The organism is Aureibaculum marinum, from assembly GCF_003813905.1.
Taxonomy (GTDB): Bacteria; Bacteroidota; Bacteroidia; order Flavobacteriales; family Flavobacteriaceae; genus Aureibaculum; species Aureibaculum marinum.
In genome coordinates this window covers 1-17,880 of record NZ_RPFJ01000040.1, presented here as the reverse complement: position 1 = coordinate 17,880, position 17,880 = coordinate 1, and the positions used below count along the sequence as shown (strand labels likewise).

Sequence of the window (17,880 nt, the reverse complement as noted above, 5' to 3'; positions counted from 1 at the left end):
TCAAGGATAAATGTTTAATCTATTTTATAAAGGTTACTAATTTTATATTCTTTTAGAAAAAAATTTACAAGACCATCTTTTCTATAGGGCAAACCAAAATACCTTCTGCTCCATTCGATTTAAGCTCATCTATAACTTCCCAGAACTTATCTTTATTAATAACGGTATGTATAGAGCTCCATCCTTCTTCTGCTAAGGGTAATACTGTTGGACTTTTCATTCCTGGTAATATTTTTATAATATCTTTTACTTTTTCATTAGGAGCATTTAATAATACATATTTATTATTTCTAGCTTTTAAAACTGATTGAATTCTGAATTGTAATTTATCTAAAATTATTTTCTTTTCTTCAGACAAAGATGGAGATACCGTTAGCACGGCTTCACTTTTTAATAACTCTTCTACTTCTTTAAGATTATTTTTAAATAATGTACTTCCACTAGAAACAATATCTACAATTGCATCTGCTAAACCAATATTTGGAGCAATTTCTACAGATCCGTTAATTACATGAATATCTGAATTAATTCCTTTTTGTTCTAAAAATTGATTTACAGTATTAGGATAAGAAGTAGCTATTCTCTTCCCTTCTAAATCAGCAATTGATTTGTACTCAACCTCTTTTGGTACCGCTATGGATACTTTACATTTAGAAAACCCTAACTTTTCAATTATAGGTAAGGTATCGCCTTTTTCTATCAATGTATTTTCTCCTAAAATAGCAACATCAACCACTCCATCAAGTAAATATTGTGGAATATCTCCATTTCTTAAGTATAAAACTTCTAACGGAAAATTTCTAGCAAAAGCTTTTAATTGATCTTTACCATTGTCAATAGAAATACCACAATTTTTAAGTAATTCTAATGATTCTTCATTTAACCTGCCCGATTTTTGGATGGCAATTTTTAATTTGGTCATTGTAATTATTTTTTTTTATGCTTAATTTTAATTAAGACACGATTATTAGTATATCGATTCTGCTTTCTCTCAATAATTTAATCTAATAAAAAACCCGTTTGAAAATATCAAACGGGCTTTTATATTGTTTTATAGAGACACACAACACATTCAGCTCGCTTGAAAGCAAGTAGCAAAATGATGACGATGTGTATTAAAATTCTTCATTTGTTTATAATAATGCACAAATTTAAAGGATATATTTTTTATAATGCAACTATTTTAAAGTTTTTTTACCAGTATATATAAATAATTTCTATTTATCTTTTAATTTATTAGATTTCAATTCTTCTTGTTTTTTTGCATATCTAAATCCATATTCCCACCATTTAGCCATAAGTTTTTTATTGAAAACCAATGAGTTTGTAGTTAATACTGTTGGTGTATAGTATAAATTAAGCTTTACATTATCGTGTGTTGCTTGTAATTTTCCAATAGTTACATTATGTCGCTCTATTTGATCCATCATAAATTGCACGGTAGTAGTAATTAAAGAAAAAGGATTCTTAGAAGGCATTCTATTAACTTGACTTACTTCTGTTTCTAAAATAATTACATCTACTTCGGTTGCTCCTCTTAAAATAGCTTCTCTTATGGGCACCAAAGCACCAAAACCACCATCTGCATATTCACAACCATCTTTACGCAACAAACTCATAAAAGGTACATAATTGCACGAAGCCCAAATCCAATCACAAAAATCTAAATAAGAACATTCTTTTAACGCCTTATATTCCACTACATTATTTGTTAAATTAGAAACAGTTACTACTACGTCTTTATCAGATTTTTTTATTCTATCGTAATAATTTTCAGTGATATACTTTTTTATCAACTTTCTTAAATTTTTACTTTCTCCAAAAGTTCTTCTTCCATTAATAAAATTCCAAACTGTATTTAAATGATTTACTGAAACTACTTTTTCTCCATGTACAGTTCTTACAACAAATGGATTATTACTGAATATTTTTCGCTGGTTAATGGTTGTATAAATAGCCTTTAACTCATACAATTTCCCTAATGCTAAATGAGAAACCATTAAACTTCCCGTGGATGTACCCAAAAATAAATCGTATTTATTATTTTTTTCATCTATTAAATATTGAGCAACACCTCCTGCAAATGCTCCTTTACTTCCTCCTCCTGAAATTACCAATGCTCTCATAATTTATACGAACCTATAATTGCTTATTATTTTAGACAAAAAATATTATTTTTAGGTTTAAACTTTAAAATATCGAAATTTTAATGAAATTTTTTTAGTTAAATTAAAAAATCCAACTGAGAACTTCATTATTTCAATTTAAGAAATATTGTATTTTTTTAGCTAATTTCGATATAAGTTTTACTTTTGGTAAATCTAATACAATTTAAATAAAATTGAAAAAAGCAATTCTCCTAATTTTATTAATAGTTCTTTCTATTTCTTGTGATAAAATAGAAAATCCTCGAACTATTGAAAAAGTAAACATAGAAAAAATTCCTGTTGATAGTTCAAGTATAAGAGCCATTTATGCCATGAAAGATTCTAGTTTATTTTATGCTACCTCTGATGGGTATTTAGGGCTAATGTTACCTAACAATCAAAACTTAAAAGATAAACGGGTTTTTTACGACACAATTGTACCTCATTTTAGGGCAATTGCTTCAAATACAGAACATATATTTATGCTAAGTATTGGCAATCCCGCTTTATTGTACCAATATAATGAGGGTGACTTAGAAATTGTTTATAAAGAAAACCACCCTAAAGTATTTTATGATGCTATGGCTTTTTTTGATGCTAAAAATGGAATTGCCATGGGAGACCCTACAGATGATTGTTTATCTGTAATTTTAACGTCAGATGGTGGCAAAACTTGGAAAAAAATATCTTGTGATAAATTACCAAAAATTAATGAAGGCGAAGCTGCTTTTGCCGCTAGCAATACTAATATTGCTATTTATGGTAAAAATGTATGGATGGTTACTGGCGGAAAATCAGCACGTGTTTTTCACTCTTCAGATATGGGTAATTCATGGAATGTATACAACACTCCTATAATTCAAGGTGAACAGATGACAGGAATTTATAGTGTTGATTTCTACGATGCTAAAAATGGAATTATTTTCGGAGGAAACTGGAACGATAAAGATAATAATAAGAACAATAAAGCCGTTACTACAGATGGAGGTAAAACTTGGAAATTGGTTGCTGAAGGTAAAGAGCCAGGGTATAAAAGTTGTGTACAATATGTCCCTGACACAAATGGAAAAGAGTTATTTGCTGTTGGTTCCACTGGTATTTCATTCTCTAATGATAGAGGAAATACGTGGAAAAAAGTAAGTAATGAAGGGTATTATACCATTAAATTTGTGAACAAAAACTTTGCTTGGTTAGCAGGTGATAAAAAAATCGGGAAAATGATTTTAAAATAAGTCCACTTATAATCGTGTAAAATTAACCTAATAATTAATATTTCAAATCACATATATATAGTTGTAACCTCCAAATCTTAAATATTGCAATATCATAACAATAAAGAATAGAACACCCCCTACTATGAAAAAAATTATAATAATTATTTTAGCTATCACCTTTACTAGTTGTAATAGCAATTCTTTAAAAAAGGAATTTGATTGTGTTACAAATACCAATTTTTCAGAACTAAAAGAACATAGAGATTTTCTAAAAAACTTTAGAATCAAGGTTCCAAAAAGCTGGAAAACAACACATTACTATGATGAATATTCTTCTGAAATTTATTCTGCCGATACTACCAAGCAATTAACTGAAACTATTATCCTTGAAATGGCTTGGAGACAAGGAGAATTAAATTTAGATACCGATTTTGCGAAAAAAATAAACGATACAATCCAACAAAGAGAACTTTTAAAATTAACTAAAGAAGGATATGGAACTTTTAAAGAAAAACCAATGTATTATAATCTTTCAGAAGGATATCGATCAGGAATTAGTTATCACTATTTACAAGTATATCTTAAAACAAATATTGATGAATATATAATGCTAACTTCTAAAATTTTTGGCAATAAACTAACTGAAGAAAGAATTTGCGAATCTGTAGAATTATTTGAAACATTAGAATTGATTGAATAGTTTTAATTCACCTTACTAAGCAATATTATTTGTAGCAACAATAGAAATAAAATAAAACAATACCATGCAACACATTATAGATAGATTTACAAAATACATAACTATAGACACACAATCTGATCCAGAAAATAAAGCATTTCCAAGTACTGAAAAACAATGGGATTTGGCTAAAGTCTTAGTTGAAGATTTAAAACAAATAGGATTAAAAGATGTAACCCTTGATGATAATTGTTATATCATGGCAACTCTACCTAGCAATGTAGATTATAAAGTGCCAACCATTGGTTTTATAGCTCATATAGATACCAGTCCTGATTATTCTGGCACGAATGTAAATCCACAAATTCATAAAAATTATGATGGTAAAGACATTGTTTTAAACAAAGAAGAGAACATTATCTTATCTCCAGATTATTTCGAAGATTTACTCCAATATAAAGGGCAAACATTAATTACAACTGACGGAACTACTCTATTAGGGGCAGACGACAAAGCAGGTGTTACAGAAATTGTAACTGCAATGGAATACCTCATTCAACATCCAGAAATAAAACATGGAGAAATTAAAATAGGCTTTACACCTGATGAAGAAGTTGGTAAAGGTGCTCATCTTTTTGATGTAGATAAATTTGGAGCCGAATGGGCGTATACTATGGACGGTAGTCAGATTGGAGAATTGGAATATGAAAATTTTAATGCTGCTGGAGCTAAAGTAATCATCAATGGAAAAATTGTACATCCTGGTTATGCTAAAGGAAAAATGATTAATTCAATACTAATAGCTAATGAATTTGTAAATGCTTTACCAAAAAATGAAATTCCGGAACAAACAGAAGGTTATCAAGGTTTTTATCATTTACATACTTTTAATGGCGAAGTAGAAAAGACCGAATTGGGTTATATTATTCGTGATCATGATATGGATTTATTTCAACAACGAAAAGCTACATTTCAAAAAGTAGCTGATGATTTAAACACAAAACTTGGTAAAGATTTGGTTCATGTTGAAATTACAGACCAATACTTTAACATGAAAGAAAAAGTAGAACCCGTAATGCATATTGTTGATATTGCTGAAGAAGCTATGAAAGCTGTAGGTGTAACCCCTATTATTAAAGCTATTCGTGGCGGTACAGATGGATCACAATTGTCATATAAAGGACTTCCATGCCCTAATATATTTGCTGGAGGACATAATTTTCATGGACGTTACGAATATGTTCCTGTAGAATCTATGTTAAAAGCCGTAGAAGTTATTGTTAAAATTGCAGAGATTACCGCATCAAAAGAACTGAACAAATAGCTTAATATTGTAATTATTCAAACAAAATATAAATCCTCTCAATTAGTTCCTTATTTTTACGCCCTTTAAATTTTAACCATGGATAGAAAATTATTATTATCACTTGCTAAAAAATATGATACACCTTTGTATGTTTACGATGCAGACAAGATTATTTCGCAATATGAGCGTATGACCAATGCTTTTTCAGGAGTTAAAAATCTGAAAATAAATTATGCTGTCAAAGCACTTTCTAACATAAATATTCTAAAGGTTTTTAAACAATTAAATTCTGGTATAGACACAGTATCTGTACAAGAAGTTCAATTAGGATTAAAAGCAGGTTTTGCACCAGAAGATATTATTTTTACTCCAAATGGTGTTTCTCTAGAAGAAATAGAACAAGCCAGAGATTTAGGTGTACATATAAATATTGATAATATTTCAATTTTAGAACAATTTGGACAAAAATATCCAGAAACACCTGTTTGTATTCGAATTAATCCACATGTTATGGCAGGGGGAAATTCTAAAATTTCTGTAGGTCATATCGATTCAAAATTTGGTATTTCCGTACATCAATTGCCACACATACATCGTGTTGTTGAAAATACAGGGATGAAAATTAATGGAATACACATGCATACTGGATCTGATATTTATGATGTTGATGCATTTTTACGTGCTACTGAAATCCTATTTAATGCAGCAGAGTCTTTTAAAGACCTAGATTCTATCGATTTTGGTAGTGGATTCAAGGTTCCATATAAAGAAAATGACATTTCAACAGATATAGAAGAACTAGGTAAAAAACTAAGTAAGCGTTTTAATGAATTCTGTAAAAGTTATGGGAAAGATTTAACCTTAATGTTTGAACCTGGTAAATTTTTGGTAAGTGAAGCTGGTAAATTTTTAGCTCATGTGAACGTGGTAAAACAAACCACTTCTACTGTTTTTGCAGGTATTGATAGTGGATTAAATCATTTTATTAGACCTATGTTTTACGAGGCTTATCACCATATAGAAAACATTTCTAACCCAAAAGGGAAAGAGCGTTTTTATACTGTTGTTGGTTATATTTGCGAAACAGATACCTTAGGAGCCAACAGAAGAATTACTGAAATAACTGAAGGTAATATTTTAAGTTTTAGTAATGCTGGTGCCTATTGTTTCTCAATGGCATCAAATTACAACTCCAGATATAGACCTGCCGAAGTTTTAGTAAAAGATGGCAAAGATTATTTAATCAGAGAACGGGAGACTATTGACGATTTATTAAAAGGTCAGAACTTAGAATTAAGTTTTTAAAAGAAATAAAATTAATTTTTAACATTACAAACCCTAAAAGGAGTTAAGTTCTTTTAGGGTTATTTTTTAATACTACTTATCGTTCTCTACCCTGGGTAAATCAAAATATTCGTTATTGGATACATCTAATGTTTTTGAAAACATATTAAAATTTTTTTCTGTAGGTTTTAAATTAATATACTTATCTATAACAATACTTCGCTTGTAAATCAAAAATGTGTTCTCTACATCTGCATTAATTTCATTTAAATAAACCTCAGATTTTATATCTGTAAAAGAAGGTACAAATGTAAGTGCTACATTATTTAAATTTAACTTTCTTCCAATGTTTTCTAACAAGTTATTCACTTTAATTTTGTTATAGTTAGTTTTATTACCATAGATAAAGTAGGCTTTTAAATAAGCTTTTCTTTTTTGACTTTCGTTTTCTAAAAAAATTAACCATTGTTCTATTTCATTCCAATTAGGATTATCACCTACAAAATATAGTATTCCATTATACCAACCATATTTACAAATGGGGCATGTTTTTGTTCCTTTATCAGGTCCCCAAGCATGTGTTGGTGTAAAAGAAATTATATCTTCACCTATACTTTTTCCTGATTTAATGTTAGCAACTTCTTTTTTAGCATAATCAGGAATATTAAGACCTAAAATAATATTGCGTTCGCCTATATATACATCCTTTTTTTGCACTAACCTTAAAATACCACTTCCTCCTCTATTTTCTAACTTTCGTCTGCGTTTTGATGTCAATAGTTTAGCATTATCAAACACAAAATCATCAACGTAATAAGGCTTTTCAATAGTAGGTTCTTTTATACTTAAATGCACATGTGCAGGTTCTGTACCACTAGGATAGCTTCCTGGTTTATGAGTATAAATTGCATATCTTCCATTAACATCTGTTTTAACCCACCCCCTAATATAACCATGAGTTTGCCCTAATTTATTAGGTGGCATACTTCTACTTTCAACCTTTTTATGAACATATTTACCATTAGCATCTGTTTGATAATAATATAAAATAACATTTGACACTGGCGTTTTTCCATCCAATTTATACACAGTTCCTGTAAGTAACAATTTTTGCCCTTTATTATCAAAAATAGGATTTACATCTTTATAACTAAGTGAATCTGGCATTCCGTAATAAAAAGGTGGTTGGGTATCAAAATTATCACTTAATACCGTTTTTAAATTATCAGGTTGCCCTTTACAATTAGTTAAACAAAAAAGGACTAAAAACAGGAAGTACATATTAATTTTCATTATCTTTTTTGAAAGACAATTTAATAGGAATTACTTATTGAGTAAAAGAAATGGTGCTTAAAATAGCTGTATGGAGTGTATTTTAGGCTAAATGGTTAATTAATTTTTTCCAATTTTGTCTATAATGTCTACTCATTCTAACGCACTGTCCATTAGATAATGTAACATCATAATCTCCATTTTTTCTCGATTGCAATTTAATAACAAAATTTTTATTAATAATAGCTTTACGATGTACTCTTAAAAAAACAGTAGGATCCAATAAACGTTCAAAGGCTTTAAGACTATTAGAATGTAAAAATTTACGATCTTCAGTTCTTAAAACAGAATAAGGTCTATCTGTTTCAATACTTTGAATTGTATTCACTTCTAATTTAATAATAGTTGTATTCTGTTTAATATCAATAAAAGATATAAAACTTGAATTACGATTTAAAATTGATTTTTCTTTTTGACTTTTCACAATTGTATAAAACGTAAAAGGAACAAAAACATATACTAGTATGGTAATAAATAATTGATTAGATATTGCAGATTTAAAAATACCTAAAAAGCGATGCGGAGTATTATAAAGCATCAAACTTATCAAAATAAAAAAACTGGTAAATACTAAAATATGTAGCAGACTTATGCTTATTCCTATAAACAGGTGGTATTTTATTATTTTGTCAATAGACCATAAGTTGGTTTTATTATAAAAAAGAAGTATACCAAATAAAAAAGGTAGAAAAAACAACCAGTATATATTATAAAGCATAGATTCTGACAAGTAAAATCTTGTTGCATAAAATTCAGAAAACAAATAATCTTGTAAAATTGCCAAACCATAAACAGTGCATAATAACATAAAAAACACTCCAAAATTATGGTAAAAGAAAGTTCTTATTTTTGTATTTAATAGTTTTTGCTGCATTTTATTAGACTTCCACTGTATATAAGACCATTTTAAATATGCTGATCAATAAGAATAGTATTTCCATCTGGATCTTTCAAAACAATACTTCCAGGACCTTCAGAGTTTTTATCAACCTTATTTTCTAACACTAATCCCTCTTTTAAAAGCTTTTCTTGAATAACTCTAACATCATCATAGGTTTCTAAAGTATTTGCATTTGCATCCCATCCCGGATTAAAAGTTAAAATAGTATTCTTAAACATGTCTTGAAATAAACCTATCAAAGTATTATCATTTTTCATGATAAGATAATTTTGTTCTAACGCCCCTCCAAAAACTTCAAAACCCAATTTTTCATAAAAAATTTTGGAAGTAGAAATATCTTTTACGCTTAAACTTATTGAAAATACACCTAGTTTCATAACTGTTTGATTTTAAAAATTAATTATTTATTCTACCCCCTTTTATTCCATCATTAAGACTAGAAAAATTAAATTTATTTTAAACAACTAAAATCAATTTAACTCATCCAATTTCCGCAGTTTAAAATTGTTTAAACACTTGTTCTATCATTAATTTTTCAATCTCATTTCTATTTTATGGAGCTGCAGCAGATAAATTATCAGCCCCTTCATTTGTAATAAAAAATTATCTTCAATCCGAATTGTAATTCCACACCATTATAGATTATGTATAAAAATACAATTATATTTTTAACAACAACAGAGCTTAATACTAAAAATTTAAAAAAATTAAACCCAAAAGAATAAATATTTGATAAAAATGATAAACATTGCTTGTTTTTAAAACAATATCTAGTACCTTTGAACCATGCAATTAACAGTACCATATATCATTTCAGCTACTCGCATAAAAAGTACTATTTTTAATGCATATACTACCATTACAACCCTTAGGGGTTAATCATGTACTTATTCCTAGTTTTTTGGCCTATTTTTTAAAAATGGCACTTAATCTTTTATCAAATTCAATAGTTAAACCATGAAAGTTTTAAAATTTGGAGGAACATCGGTGGGTTCTTCAGAAAACATTAAAAAAATTATTAATATAATTTCTTCTAATGGAGAAGAAAAGCAAATTATAGTAGTTTCGGCTTTTGCAAAAGTTACCAATTTATTGTTAGAAGCAGCACAACTAGCATCAATAAAAAAAACTGCTTACGCTTCTGTTGTCGATGAAATTACCTCTATTCATCATCAAATTATCTATAAATTATTAACAGATAAAGCAAAAAATGATGCGTTAAGATTTGTAAATGAAAAACTGACTAATCTAAAATCGGTATTGGATAGTATTTCATTAATTAGTGAACTTTCTCCTAAAAGTGAAGCCAATATTGTAAGTCATGGAGAATTACTTTCTTCATTTATTATTACTAAAGCATTACAAGAAAATGCTATTGAAGCAACACGAAAAGATACTAGAGAATTAATAACAACTAATACAAATTACACCAATGCTTCGGTAAACTTTGAAATAAGCAATAAAAATATTCAAAAGTATTTCAAATCAAATGAGGCTAATGTTACTGTTTTACCAGGTTTTATAGCTTCCTCTGAACATAAAGACACTACTGTTTTAGGGCGTGGTGGTTCTGATTATACTGCTGCAATTATAGCTGCCGCTTTGAATGCTGATGTGTTAGAAATATGGACAGATGTAAGTGGAATGTTTACGGCAAACCCTTCAATAGTTAGTCAAGCAATGCCTATTGAGCAAATTTCTTATGTAGAAGCAATGGAGTTGTCTCATTTTGGAGCAAAAGTTATCTACCCTCCAACAATACATCCTATATTAAAAAAAGAAATTCCTATAAAGATTAAAAACACACTAAAACCTGAAGATCAAGGAACCTTAATTGGTAAAACCAGTAAGGGTAAAAAAAATCCTGTTAAAGGTATTAGTCATATAGATAATGTTACTTTAATTACATTAGAAGGTTCTGGAATGGTTGGAATACCAGGATTTTCGAAACGTTTATTTGAAACCTTAGCTGTTGAAAAAATTAATGTAAAATTAATTACACAAGCCTCTTCTGAACATTCAATTTGTATTGCTATTGATGATTGTAATGCCGACTTAGCAAAAATTGCTATTGACAATGCCTTTGAATTTGAAATTTTAAAAGGAAGAATTAAGCCATTAGAAGTTGAAAAAAACTTGTCTATTATTGCTATTGTTGGCGATAAAATGAAAAGCCATCAAGGTATTAGCGGAAAAATGTTTGGTACCTTAGGGAAAAATAATGTCAATATTAGAGCCATTGCTCAAGGAGCTTCTGAACGGAATATTTCAGCAGTAATAGCCGCTAAAGATGTTAAAAAAGGCATCAATAGTCTTCATGAAAGCTTTTTCAAAAACAACAACAAACAATTAAATTTATTTATTACCGGTGTTGGTAATGTTGGGGCAAAACTTATTGAACAAATAGCACAACAACATCAATTTTTATTAGATAATTTAAATATAAATATTCGTATTATAGGCTTATCCAATTCTAAAAAAATGGTTTTTGATGATGAAGGAATACATCTCTCTTCTTGGAAAAAACAGTTGAAAAATGGAGAAAAAGCTTCGCTAGGTGGATTTTTAGATCAAGTAAAAAAGCTTAACTTAAGAAACAGTGTTTTTGTTGATATTACTGCCAATGCAGATGTTGCTTCAATGTATTCAAAATATTTAAAAAATAGCACTGCCGTTGTAGCTTGCAATAAAATTGCCAGTTCTGCCAATTATAAAAATTACAAAGAACTTAAAGAGTTGTCAAGAGAATACAATGTACCTTACTTATTTGAAACCAATGTTGGTGCAGGTTTACCTATAATAGATACATTAAACAACCTAATAACATCTGGAGATCAAGTTGTTAAAATACAAGCAGTTCTATCTGGTAGCTTAAATTTTATATTTAATAATTTTAAAGAGAATACTTCCTTTTATACAATTGTAAAACAAGCTCAAGAAGAAGGCTATACTGAACCTGACCCTCGAATAGATTTAAGCGGTGTTGATGTAGCTAGAAAAATTCTTATTTTGGCTAGAGAAAGTGGTTTAAAAATTAACTTAGAAGACATAGAAAATAATTCTTTTTTAACTAAAAACAATAACAAAGCAGAAAGCGTTGACGATTTTTTCAATTCACTAAAAACCGATGCGAATCATTTTAATGACTTGTTAAAATCTGCTAATAACAATAATTGTCAATTAAAATATGTAGCCGAATTAAGTAATGGTAAGGCTAAGGTTGGTTTAAAAGAAATACCTTTAGGACATCCATTTTACAATTTAGAAGGTAAGGATAATATTGTAATGTTTTATACTAAAAGATATCCAGAACAACCAATGATTATAAAAGGTGCTGGAGCTGGAGCTGATGTAACAGCTTCTGGGCTTTTTGCTGATATTATTAAAATTGCAAATAATTAATTATGGATTCAATAAAAATTTTTGCTCCAGCTACTGTTGCTAATGTTTCATGCGGATTTGATGCTTTAGGGTTAGCCATTAATGCTGTAGGCGACGAAATGATTTTTACCAAAACCGAAACAAAGGGCGTAAGCATAAGTAAAATTGAAGGAGCTGAGTTAACTTTTGATTCCCATAAGAATGCTGCTAGTGTAGTTGCTTGGGCTATGCTAGACAAAATTAAACCAGATTTTGGTGTTACTATTGCCCTTTATAAAAAGGTAAAACCAGGAAGCGGATTAGGTAGTAGTGCTTCTAGTTCTGCAGGAGCAGCTTTTGCAATGAATAAATTATTGGGAAATCCTTTTTCAAACCTTGAATTAACGGAATTTGCTCGTTTGGGAGAAAAAGCAGCTTGTGGCTCTCCAATTGCCGATAATGTGGCTGCTGCTATATATGGCGGATTTATCCTTGTAAAAAGTTATGATCCTTTAGAAATTGTAAAATTACCCGTTCCTGAAGAATTGTGGGTAACCGTTATCCATCCACAAATAGAAATAAAAACTGAAGATGCTCGTAATGTTTTACAACCTACTGTAACTGTTGCCAATGCCGTAAAACAAAGTGCTAATTTAGCCGGATTAATAAGTGGCCTTTATACTGATAATTATAAACTTATAAGCCGATCTTTAGAAGATGTTATTGCTGAACCTTATCGTAAAAAACTAATTCCTCATTTTGACGATATAAAGAATGACGGATTAAAAGCAGGTGCTTTAGGCGTAGGTATATCTGGTTCTGGACCAACATTATTTGCCTTATCTAAAGGTGAAAAAATAGCCAAAAATGTGGCAGAATCAATGAGAACTATTTATAGTAAAACTACTATTGATTTTAACATATATGTTTCAAAAGTTAATTTAAATGGTTGTGAAATAATTGAGTAGTAATTAAGATAACCAATCTTTAAAATCTCTAACACGCTCTCTACTTACAATAATATCTTGATGTTGGTAAGAATTTAACTTGATTTGAAGTCGAGAATTGGTATATGAAATAATATCTTTTATTGCATTTATATTGACATAAAACTTACGGCTGGTTCTAAAAAAAGTCTGTGGTTCTAACTCTGATTCTAATTGATCTAAAGTCATGTCTAGTAAATAATCTCTACCTTCAGTGGTATGAATATAAGTACCTTTATTTTCACTATAAAAACATTCAATAGCATCAACTGTAACCATTTTTATATGTTGCCCTACTTTTATAGTAAATCGTTTTTTATACTCACGTTCTAACGGATTTACTAACAACTTTTTAATATCATCAAAATCTATAGAGACTTTTTCTTTTTGAGGAATTCTATCTTTAAACTTTAATACAGCTTGTTCTAAATCTTCTGAATCAATTGGTTTTAAAAGGTAATCGATACTATTTAACTTAAACGCTTGTAATGCATACTCATCATAAGCTGTGGTAAAGATTACTGCACTTTTAATAGTAACTTTTTCAAAAATTTCAAAAGATAATCCATCTGACAATTGTATGTCTAAAAAAATAAGATCAGGATGTTTGTTTTCTTGAAACCACTGTAAAGATTCTTCTACGGAATGCAACATAGCAGCTGCATTAACATCAATTTTTTGCAGCATTCTATTTAATCTTCGAGCAGCTGGTTTTTCGTCTTCTATAATAATTACATTCATAAATAATTCTTAGTAGTTTTAAAAGTAAACTATTAGCAGTTTAAAATAAGTACATTAGATAAAATTATTTTCTAAATAATTTAGATTGCTCTTCTTCTTTTTCCATAAGTTTTTTGATTTTACATTCTTCCCAATCTTTACCTAAAATTAAAGGATAACCAAAAATATTTATAGCGTGAAAAGCAATTCCAACACCCCAGAAAATCCAAACGGAAAAGGTATCAAAATTCCAAATGGCTTCGCTCCATGATTCGGATTGTCCATTGTAATAATTACTAATCACTTTATTTATAGTTATAAAAAGGTTTATTAAAACGTAAATTGCCAAATGCCAATAAAACCCTTTTAACTCTTTTACTCGTTTTCTCGCTTGTCTATATTTTATAGTATTTGTTTGTTCTAATTCCATAATTAAAAGTTTATTCCCAATGCTGTGTCTTTTTATAATCACTATCACCCTTACTCATATATTCCTTAATTTTACGTTCTTCCCATTCTTTTCCAAAAAAGGGATTCCAATCGAAAGCTTTTATTGCATGAAAAAACAATCCAATTCCCCAGCCAAAAGCAGCCCACAAAAACCAAGGATAATTCCAATGATCAATATAATAATTTAACCCTGCCAAAAGCCCAATAAAAATTACATACGACAATAAATTATTATAAAACTTTTTAATTTTTTCTACACGTTCTTTAGCCTTTATATATTTATTTTCTTTATCTAAATTTTCCATGATATTATTATTTACTTATGCTCCTAATTATTTAAAGTTTCCTTCATGTTTTAATCTTTATTCATAAATTCTTTAATCTTACGCTCTTCCCAATCTTTACCTAAAAGAGGATTGTACCCATACGCTTCCATACCATGCATTATAAGTCCAAACCCCCAACCTACAACAGGAAACATAATCCAAGGAAAACTTGTGGTTTTGTAATTTAAATAGGCCAAAAATGGAATAATTATTAGGTATGAAATTAAATTAGCATAAAAACCTTTAATTTTTTCTACCTTTTCTTTAGCCTTTAAATATCGCTTATCTTCTAAATAATCTTCTTGTGTTTTCATAACTGAAATTTGTTTTGTTAACATGGGTATTTTTACAATAAAAGTGGTGGCTGATTTTTGAATAGATACTTTTCTATTTGTTACCAATTGATAACGTTGCTGTATATTAGCAAGTCCTACTCCACTACTCTTTTTTAATACTTCTTTGGTTTGTAAATTATTTTCTACAATCAAGTAACCTTCTTGTTCGTAAATTTTAATATGCAACGGATTTTTAGAGTTTACTACATTATGCTTTACTGCATTTTCTAATAGCAATTGCAAGGCCAACGGAACAACTTTTGCTTCTGGATTACTAGCTTTTTCAGGAATATTAAAAACAATACTGTCTTCAAAACGCATTTTTAATAAGCTCACATAAGTTCTAGCAAATTTTAATTCTTCGTCAACATTAATTAACTCTTTGTTTTTCTGCTCTAATACATAACGATATACTTTAGATAACGACGTTGTAAAATTTTGAGCCGCATCAGGATTTTCATCAATTAAACTTGTAAGTACATTTAAACTATTAAATAAAAAATGAGGATCTAATTGATTTTTTAGTGCATCAAATTTAGCAGAAGCCGTACCAGCAATTATTTTTTGTTCGGTAACTTTATTTTTCTGAGATTCTCTATAAAAATAAACAGCATGAAAAAACAATGAGATTACCAAAGTAATTAATAAAGAAATTAAATAGTAAATTGGCTTTTCATTAGCAACAAACTCCGTAAAACTTAATTTATGAATACCAACAGAAACGAACATTCTAATTAAAAATATACTAAACATAGTTACCGCAACGGAACCTAAAGCCCCTATAAGCAACCTGTATTTTGCATATTTTTCCCATTTTACATGGGTATTTAAATAATAGAAATAATAACTATTGGCAAAAGTTAATACAATAGCATACAATTGATAGTATCCGAAATTTATTAGCAAATTGTTATCAAATACAACAGACCCACCACCTACATAACGAATAACTAAAAACACTATAAATACTAAAATACCTATTACAGAACCTAGCAGTATGGTTTTTATAAAATTTTGCATTTTTTAATATTGAATTGTAATCACTGTTTCTTTTTTCTCTAGTTTAAATTTTGCATCTTCAAATTTTGGCGGACCAAAACTTCCTGTTGCATTATTACTAGTTGCATGTGGCTCTTTAGGTATTCCCATAAGATTAGTATCTAATTTACCATTGTTATTTTTATCGTAAAATGAAGAAACCGCATAAACCCCTTGTGGTAAATCTTTAAAAACTGCAATAGCTTTTCCATTATCTATTTCAAGAATTTCTCCTTTAAAAGGCGATTTAAGAAAACTCTCTTTAGTATTGTATACAGCAACATACAGTTTCCCTTTTTTAGAATCTAGCCCAGTTAATGTAACCGTTAAATTACAAGTTGATTGTGACCAAGTTACCAATGAGCTGAATAGTAAGAATACGAAAGCTAATTTTCTAAAAATCATGTCTTAAAATTTAATAGTTAAATCTACTGATTTATTTTCAACTATAAATTTAGAACTATTAAAAGATGGTGGTCCCATTAAAATAGGGTTATTAGACATTCCCCAATCTTCACTTGGTATACCAGAAGTAGAAAAGTCTAATTTTTTATTCTCATTACTATCATGATAACATATAATTGAATATTCACCAGGTATTACATTTTCAAATTTAACCTCTGTAGCTTTATTTGTAATTTTACCTTCTACCCCTTGTAATGGCTCTTTCATAAATGTTTCTTTATTGTATAAAGCGAAAACTACAGACCCTTTATCACTAGTAAGATTAGGTATTTGTACCGTTACTGTAACTCCTTCTGTATTTTTAGATATTTCTACAGTTTCACCACATTCTTTTAACACTTCTAAAACTCTTTCTATTCCCCAATTTGGATGAAACTCAGATTCTGGTTTAAAATTTTGATACAATGCTACGGTTTCTTTTAACCTTTTACAATATGGCGATAAATCTTGTTTAAAATAACGAGCACCACCCATTTCAAACTCTATTAAACCACTATGGGCTCTAGGATTATTTTTATTTAATGCTATTGCTTTTTGATATAGGCTGGTTGTTGCTGGCGATAAACTTGCACCATAAGTCATAGGATCCATAGCAATTTTAGCTACATTAATTAATGCTTTTAACACATATATTTCTGAGTTATCTGGAGAGATTATAGCTGCTTTATCTGCCAATTCTTCGGCTTGTTTTAGTTGAGCTTTTACTTTTATTTTGTCTTCCATTTCAAAAGTTGTCCATGTTTTTAATAAAGCTAAGTGATAGTAAGGCAACCAATTGTCGGTTTCTACTTGAGCAATACGTTCAAAGGTATTTGCAGCCTCTTTAAACTTATTTTCTGACATTAATACAAACCCTTGTTTCATACTTTTTTCAAAATTTGTTTGCGATAAAATTACTTGACTTACTAAAAAAACTAAGAGTGCTGTTACAATTCTAATCATGAGTGTTTATTTTTAGTTAATAATTAATTACACTTCAAAAGTCTATAAAAGCAAGGGTGTTAAAAAAAAGTAAGTACTGAATTGTATTATTTTAAGGATGAATTGTTAAATTGGTTAGAAATAGAACCTAAAAGCAAAGAACCAAAAATAGTTGTTGTTGAAAATGATATGTCAAGTCATTAACATTTAAAACCTATACGTACAGTCAATTTTATAATTTTAAAAAATTAATTATATTTAATGCCATAACGGATATAAACACAATGCGTTTATACAATTGTTAGGAGTTATTAATACGGATGTTCGTAAAATCCAATGATTATGGAGAGAAATAAGAAGTAAAATAACCGAGACATTGTATTAGATAAAGGGTATTACTTTCACTCTAATCGACT

At 28.9% G+C, this 17,880-nt stretch carries 17 protein-coding genes; 6 read left to right on the top strand and 11 right to left on the bottom strand.

Features of this window, described 5'->3' with window-relative positions:
* Positions 1 to 64: 64 nt before the first annotated feature.
* Positions 65 to 922, bottom strand: coding sequence for an ATP phosphoribosyltransferase (gene hisG / locus EGM88_RS13650; RefSeq protein WP_123898987.1), 858 nt, complete (start codon positions 920 to 922; stop codon positions 65 to 67).
* Between the two features lie 295 nt (positions 923 to 1,217).
* Complete coding sequence (locus tag EGM88_RS13645) at positions 1,218 to 2,126, bottom strand: patatin-like phospholipase family protein (protein ID WP_203229470.1); 909 nt, start codon at positions 2,124 to 2,126, stop codon at positions 1,218 to 1,220.
* A 215-nt stretch (positions 2,127 to 2,341) separates the two neighbouring features.
* Between EGM88_RS13645 and EGM88_RS13640 the strand changes: the two genes are divergently transcribed.
* The 4 genes from EGM88_RS13640 to lysA all read left to right on the top strand — a co-directional run bounded on the left by EGM88_RS13640 (position 2,342) and on the right by lysA (position 6,651).
* Positions 2,342 to 3,379 carry a WD40/YVTN/BNR-like repeat-containing protein gene (locus EGM88_RS13640; RefSeq protein WP_123898985.1) on the top strand — a complete coding sequence of 346 codons (1,038 nt, stop codon included), beginning with the start codon at positions 2,342 to 2,344 and terminating at the stop codon, positions 3,377 to 3,379.
* A 124-nt stretch (positions 3,380 to 3,503) separates the two neighbouring features.
* The gene (locus tag EGM88_RS13635) at positions 3,504 to 4,061 is read left to right on the top strand and encodes a hypothetical protein (RefSeq protein ID WP_123898984.1); all 558 of its coding nucleotides are present in this window, start codon (positions 3,504 to 3,506) and stop codon (positions 4,059 to 4,061) included.
* A 64-nt stretch (positions 4,062 to 4,125) separates the two neighbouring features.
* Positions 4,126 to 5,364, top strand: coding sequence for a peptidase T (pepT, locus tag EGM88_RS13630; protein WP_123898983.1), 1,239 nt, complete (start codon positions 4,126 to 4,128; stop codon positions 5,362 to 5,364).
* Positions 5,365 to 5,442: 78 nt separating this feature from the next.
* Positions 5,443 to 6,651, top strand: a complete 1,209-nt coding sequence (lysA, locus tag EGM88_RS13625) for a diaminopimelate decarboxylase (RefSeq protein WP_123898982.1) — start codon at positions 5,443 to 5,445, stop codon at positions 6,649 to 6,651.
* Between the two features lie 72 nt (positions 6,652 to 6,723).
* Here lysA and EGM88_RS13620 read toward each other — a convergent pair whose 3' ends face one another.
* The 3 genes from EGM88_RS13620 to EGM88_RS13610 form a co-directional block, all read right to left on the bottom strand.
* Positions 6,724 to 7,923, bottom strand: a complete 1,200-nt coding sequence (locus tag EGM88_RS13620; RefSeq protein WP_123898981.1) for a dioxygenase family protein — start codon at positions 7,921 to 7,923, stop codon at positions 6,724 to 6,726.
* 82 nt (positions 7,924 to 8,005) lie between these two features.
* The gene (locus EGM88_RS15830) at positions 8,006 to 8,500 is read right to left on the bottom strand and encodes a LytR/AlgR family response regulator transcription factor (protein WP_162497587.1); all 495 of its coding nucleotides are present in this window, start codon (positions 8,498 to 8,500) and stop codon (positions 8,006 to 8,008) included.
* A 368-nt stretch (positions 8,501 to 8,868) separates the two neighbouring features.
* Positions 8,869 to 9,240: a VOC family protein gene (locus EGM88_RS13610; protein WP_123898979.1), complete on the bottom strand. Its 372-nt coding sequence runs from the start codon at positions 9,238 to 9,240 to the stop codon at positions 8,869 to 8,871.
* Positions 9,241 to 9,820: 580 nt separating this feature from the next.
* Here EGM88_RS13610 and thrA point away from each other — a divergent pair.
* The gene (gene thrA / locus EGM88_RS13605; protein WP_123898978.1) at positions 9,821 to 12,265 is read left to right on the top strand and encodes a bifunctional aspartate kinase/homoserine dehydrogenase I; all 2,445 of its coding nucleotides are present in this window, start codon (positions 9,821 to 9,823) and stop codon (positions 12,263 to 12,265) included.
* A 2-nt stretch (positions 12,266 to 12,267) separates the two neighbouring features.
* The gene (locus EGM88_RS13600) at positions 12,268 to 13,191 is read left to right on the top strand and encodes a homoserine kinase (RefSeq protein ID WP_123898977.1); all 924 of its coding nucleotides are present in this window, start codon (positions 12,268 to 12,270) and stop codon (positions 13,189 to 13,191) included.
* A gap of 3 nt (positions 13,192 to 13,194) precedes the next feature.
* Here EGM88_RS13600 and EGM88_RS13595 read toward each other — a convergent pair whose 3' ends face one another.
* The 6 genes from EGM88_RS13595 to EGM88_RS16060 all read right to left on the bottom strand — a co-directional run bounded on the left by EGM88_RS13595 (position 13,195) and on the right by EGM88_RS16060 (position 17,485).
* Positions 13,195 to 13,950, bottom strand: a complete 756-nt coding sequence (locus tag EGM88_RS13595; protein ID WP_123898976.1) for a LytR/AlgR family response regulator transcription factor — start codon at positions 13,948 to 13,950, stop codon at positions 13,195 to 13,197.
* Positions 13,951 to 14,014: 64 nt separating this feature from the next.
* Positions 14,015 to 14,359, bottom strand: coding sequence for a 2TM domain-containing protein (locus EGM88_RS13590; RefSeq protein WP_123898975.1), 345 nt, complete (start codon positions 14,357 to 14,359; stop codon positions 14,015 to 14,017).
* A 10-nt stretch (positions 14,360 to 14,369) separates the two neighbouring features.
* Entirely contained in the window at positions 14,370 to 14,684 is a 315-nt protein-coding gene (locus EGM88_RS13585) for a 2TM domain-containing protein (protein ID WP_123898974.1), read from the bottom strand.
* 50 nt (positions 14,685 to 14,734) lie between these two features.
* A complete protein-coding gene (locus EGM88_RS13580; protein WP_123898973.1) occupies positions 14,735 to 16,060 on the bottom strand; it encodes a 2TM domain-containing protein in 1,326 nt (441 codons plus the stop codon).
* A 3-nt stretch (positions 16,061 to 16,063) separates the two neighbouring features.
* Positions 16,064 to 16,483: a DUF2141 domain-containing protein gene (locus EGM88_RS13575; protein WP_123898972.1), complete on the bottom strand. Its 420-nt coding sequence runs from the start codon at positions 16,481 to 16,483 to the stop codon at positions 16,064 to 16,066.
* A 3-nt stretch (positions 16,484 to 16,486) separates the two neighbouring features.
* On the bottom strand, positions 16,487 to 17,485 hold the full coding sequence (locus EGM88_RS16060) for a DUF2141 domain-containing protein (RefSeq protein WP_238988449.1): 999 nt from the start codon (positions 17,483 to 17,485) through the stop codon (positions 16,487 to 16,489).
* Between the last annotated feature and the right edge of the window lie 395 nt (positions 17,486 to 17,880).

Bases quoted from the DNA above. Each gene is read 5' to 3' on its own strand.
- EGM88_RS13610 (WP_123898979.1), bottom strand. From the start codon at position 9,240: ATGAAACTAGGTGTATTTTCAATAAGTTTAAGCGTAAAAGATATTTCT.
- hisG (WP_123898987.1), bottom strand. From the start codon at position 922: ATGACCAAATTAAAAATTGCCATCCAAAAATCGGGCAGGTTAAATGAA.
- EGM88_RS13645 (WP_203229470.1), bottom strand. From the start codon at position 2,126: ATGAGAGCATTGGTAATTTCAGGAGGAGGAAGTAAAGGAGCATTTGCA.
- thrA (WP_123898978.1), top strand. From the start codon at position 9,821: ATGAAAGTTTTAAAATTTGGAGGAACATCGGTGGGTTCTTCAGAAAAC.
- pepT (WP_123898983.1), top strand. From the start codon at position 4,126: ATGCAACACATTATAGATAGATTTACAAAATACATAACTATAGACACA.
- EGM88_RS16060 (WP_238988449.1), bottom strand. From the start codon at position 17,485: ATGATTAGAATTGTAACAGCACTCTTAGTTTTTTTAGTAAGTCAAGTA.
- EGM88_RS15830 (WP_162497587.1), bottom strand. From the start codon at position 8,500: ATGCTTTATAATACTCCGCATCGCTTTTTAGGTATTTTTAAATCTGCA.
- EGM88_RS13580 (WP_123898973.1), bottom strand. From the start codon at position 16,060: ATGCAAAATTTTATAAAAACCATACTGCTAGGTTCTGTAATAGGTATT.
- EGM88_RS13585 (WP_123898974.1), bottom strand. From the start codon at position 14,684: ATGGAAAATTTAGATAAAGAAAATAAATATATAAAGGCTAAAGAACGT.
- EGM88_RS13590 (WP_123898975.1), bottom strand. From the start codon at position 14,359: ATGGAATTAGAACAAACAAATACTATAAAATATAGACAAGCGAGAAAA.
- EGM88_RS13635 (WP_123898984.1), top strand. From the start codon at position 3,504: ATGAAAAAAATTATAATAATTATTTTAGCTATCACCTTTACTAGTTGT.
- EGM88_RS13600 (WP_123898977.1), top strand. From the start codon at position 12,268: ATGGATTCAATAAAAATTTTTGCTCCAGCTACTGTTGCTAATGTTTCA.
- EGM88_RS13620 (WP_123898981.1), bottom strand. From the start codon at position 7,923: ATGAAAATTAATATGTACTTCCTGTTTTTAGTCCTTTTTTGTTTAACT.
- EGM88_RS13575 (WP_123898972.1), bottom strand. From the start codon at position 16,483: ATGATTTTTAGAAAATTAGCTTTCGTATTCTTACTATTCAGCTCATTG.
- lysA (WP_123898982.1), top strand. From the start codon at position 5,443: ATGGATAGAAAATTATTATTATCACTTGCTAAAAAATATGATACACCT.
- EGM88_RS13595 (WP_123898976.1), bottom strand. From the start codon at position 13,950: ATGAATGTAATTATTATAGAAGACGAAAAACCAGCTGCTCGAAGATTA.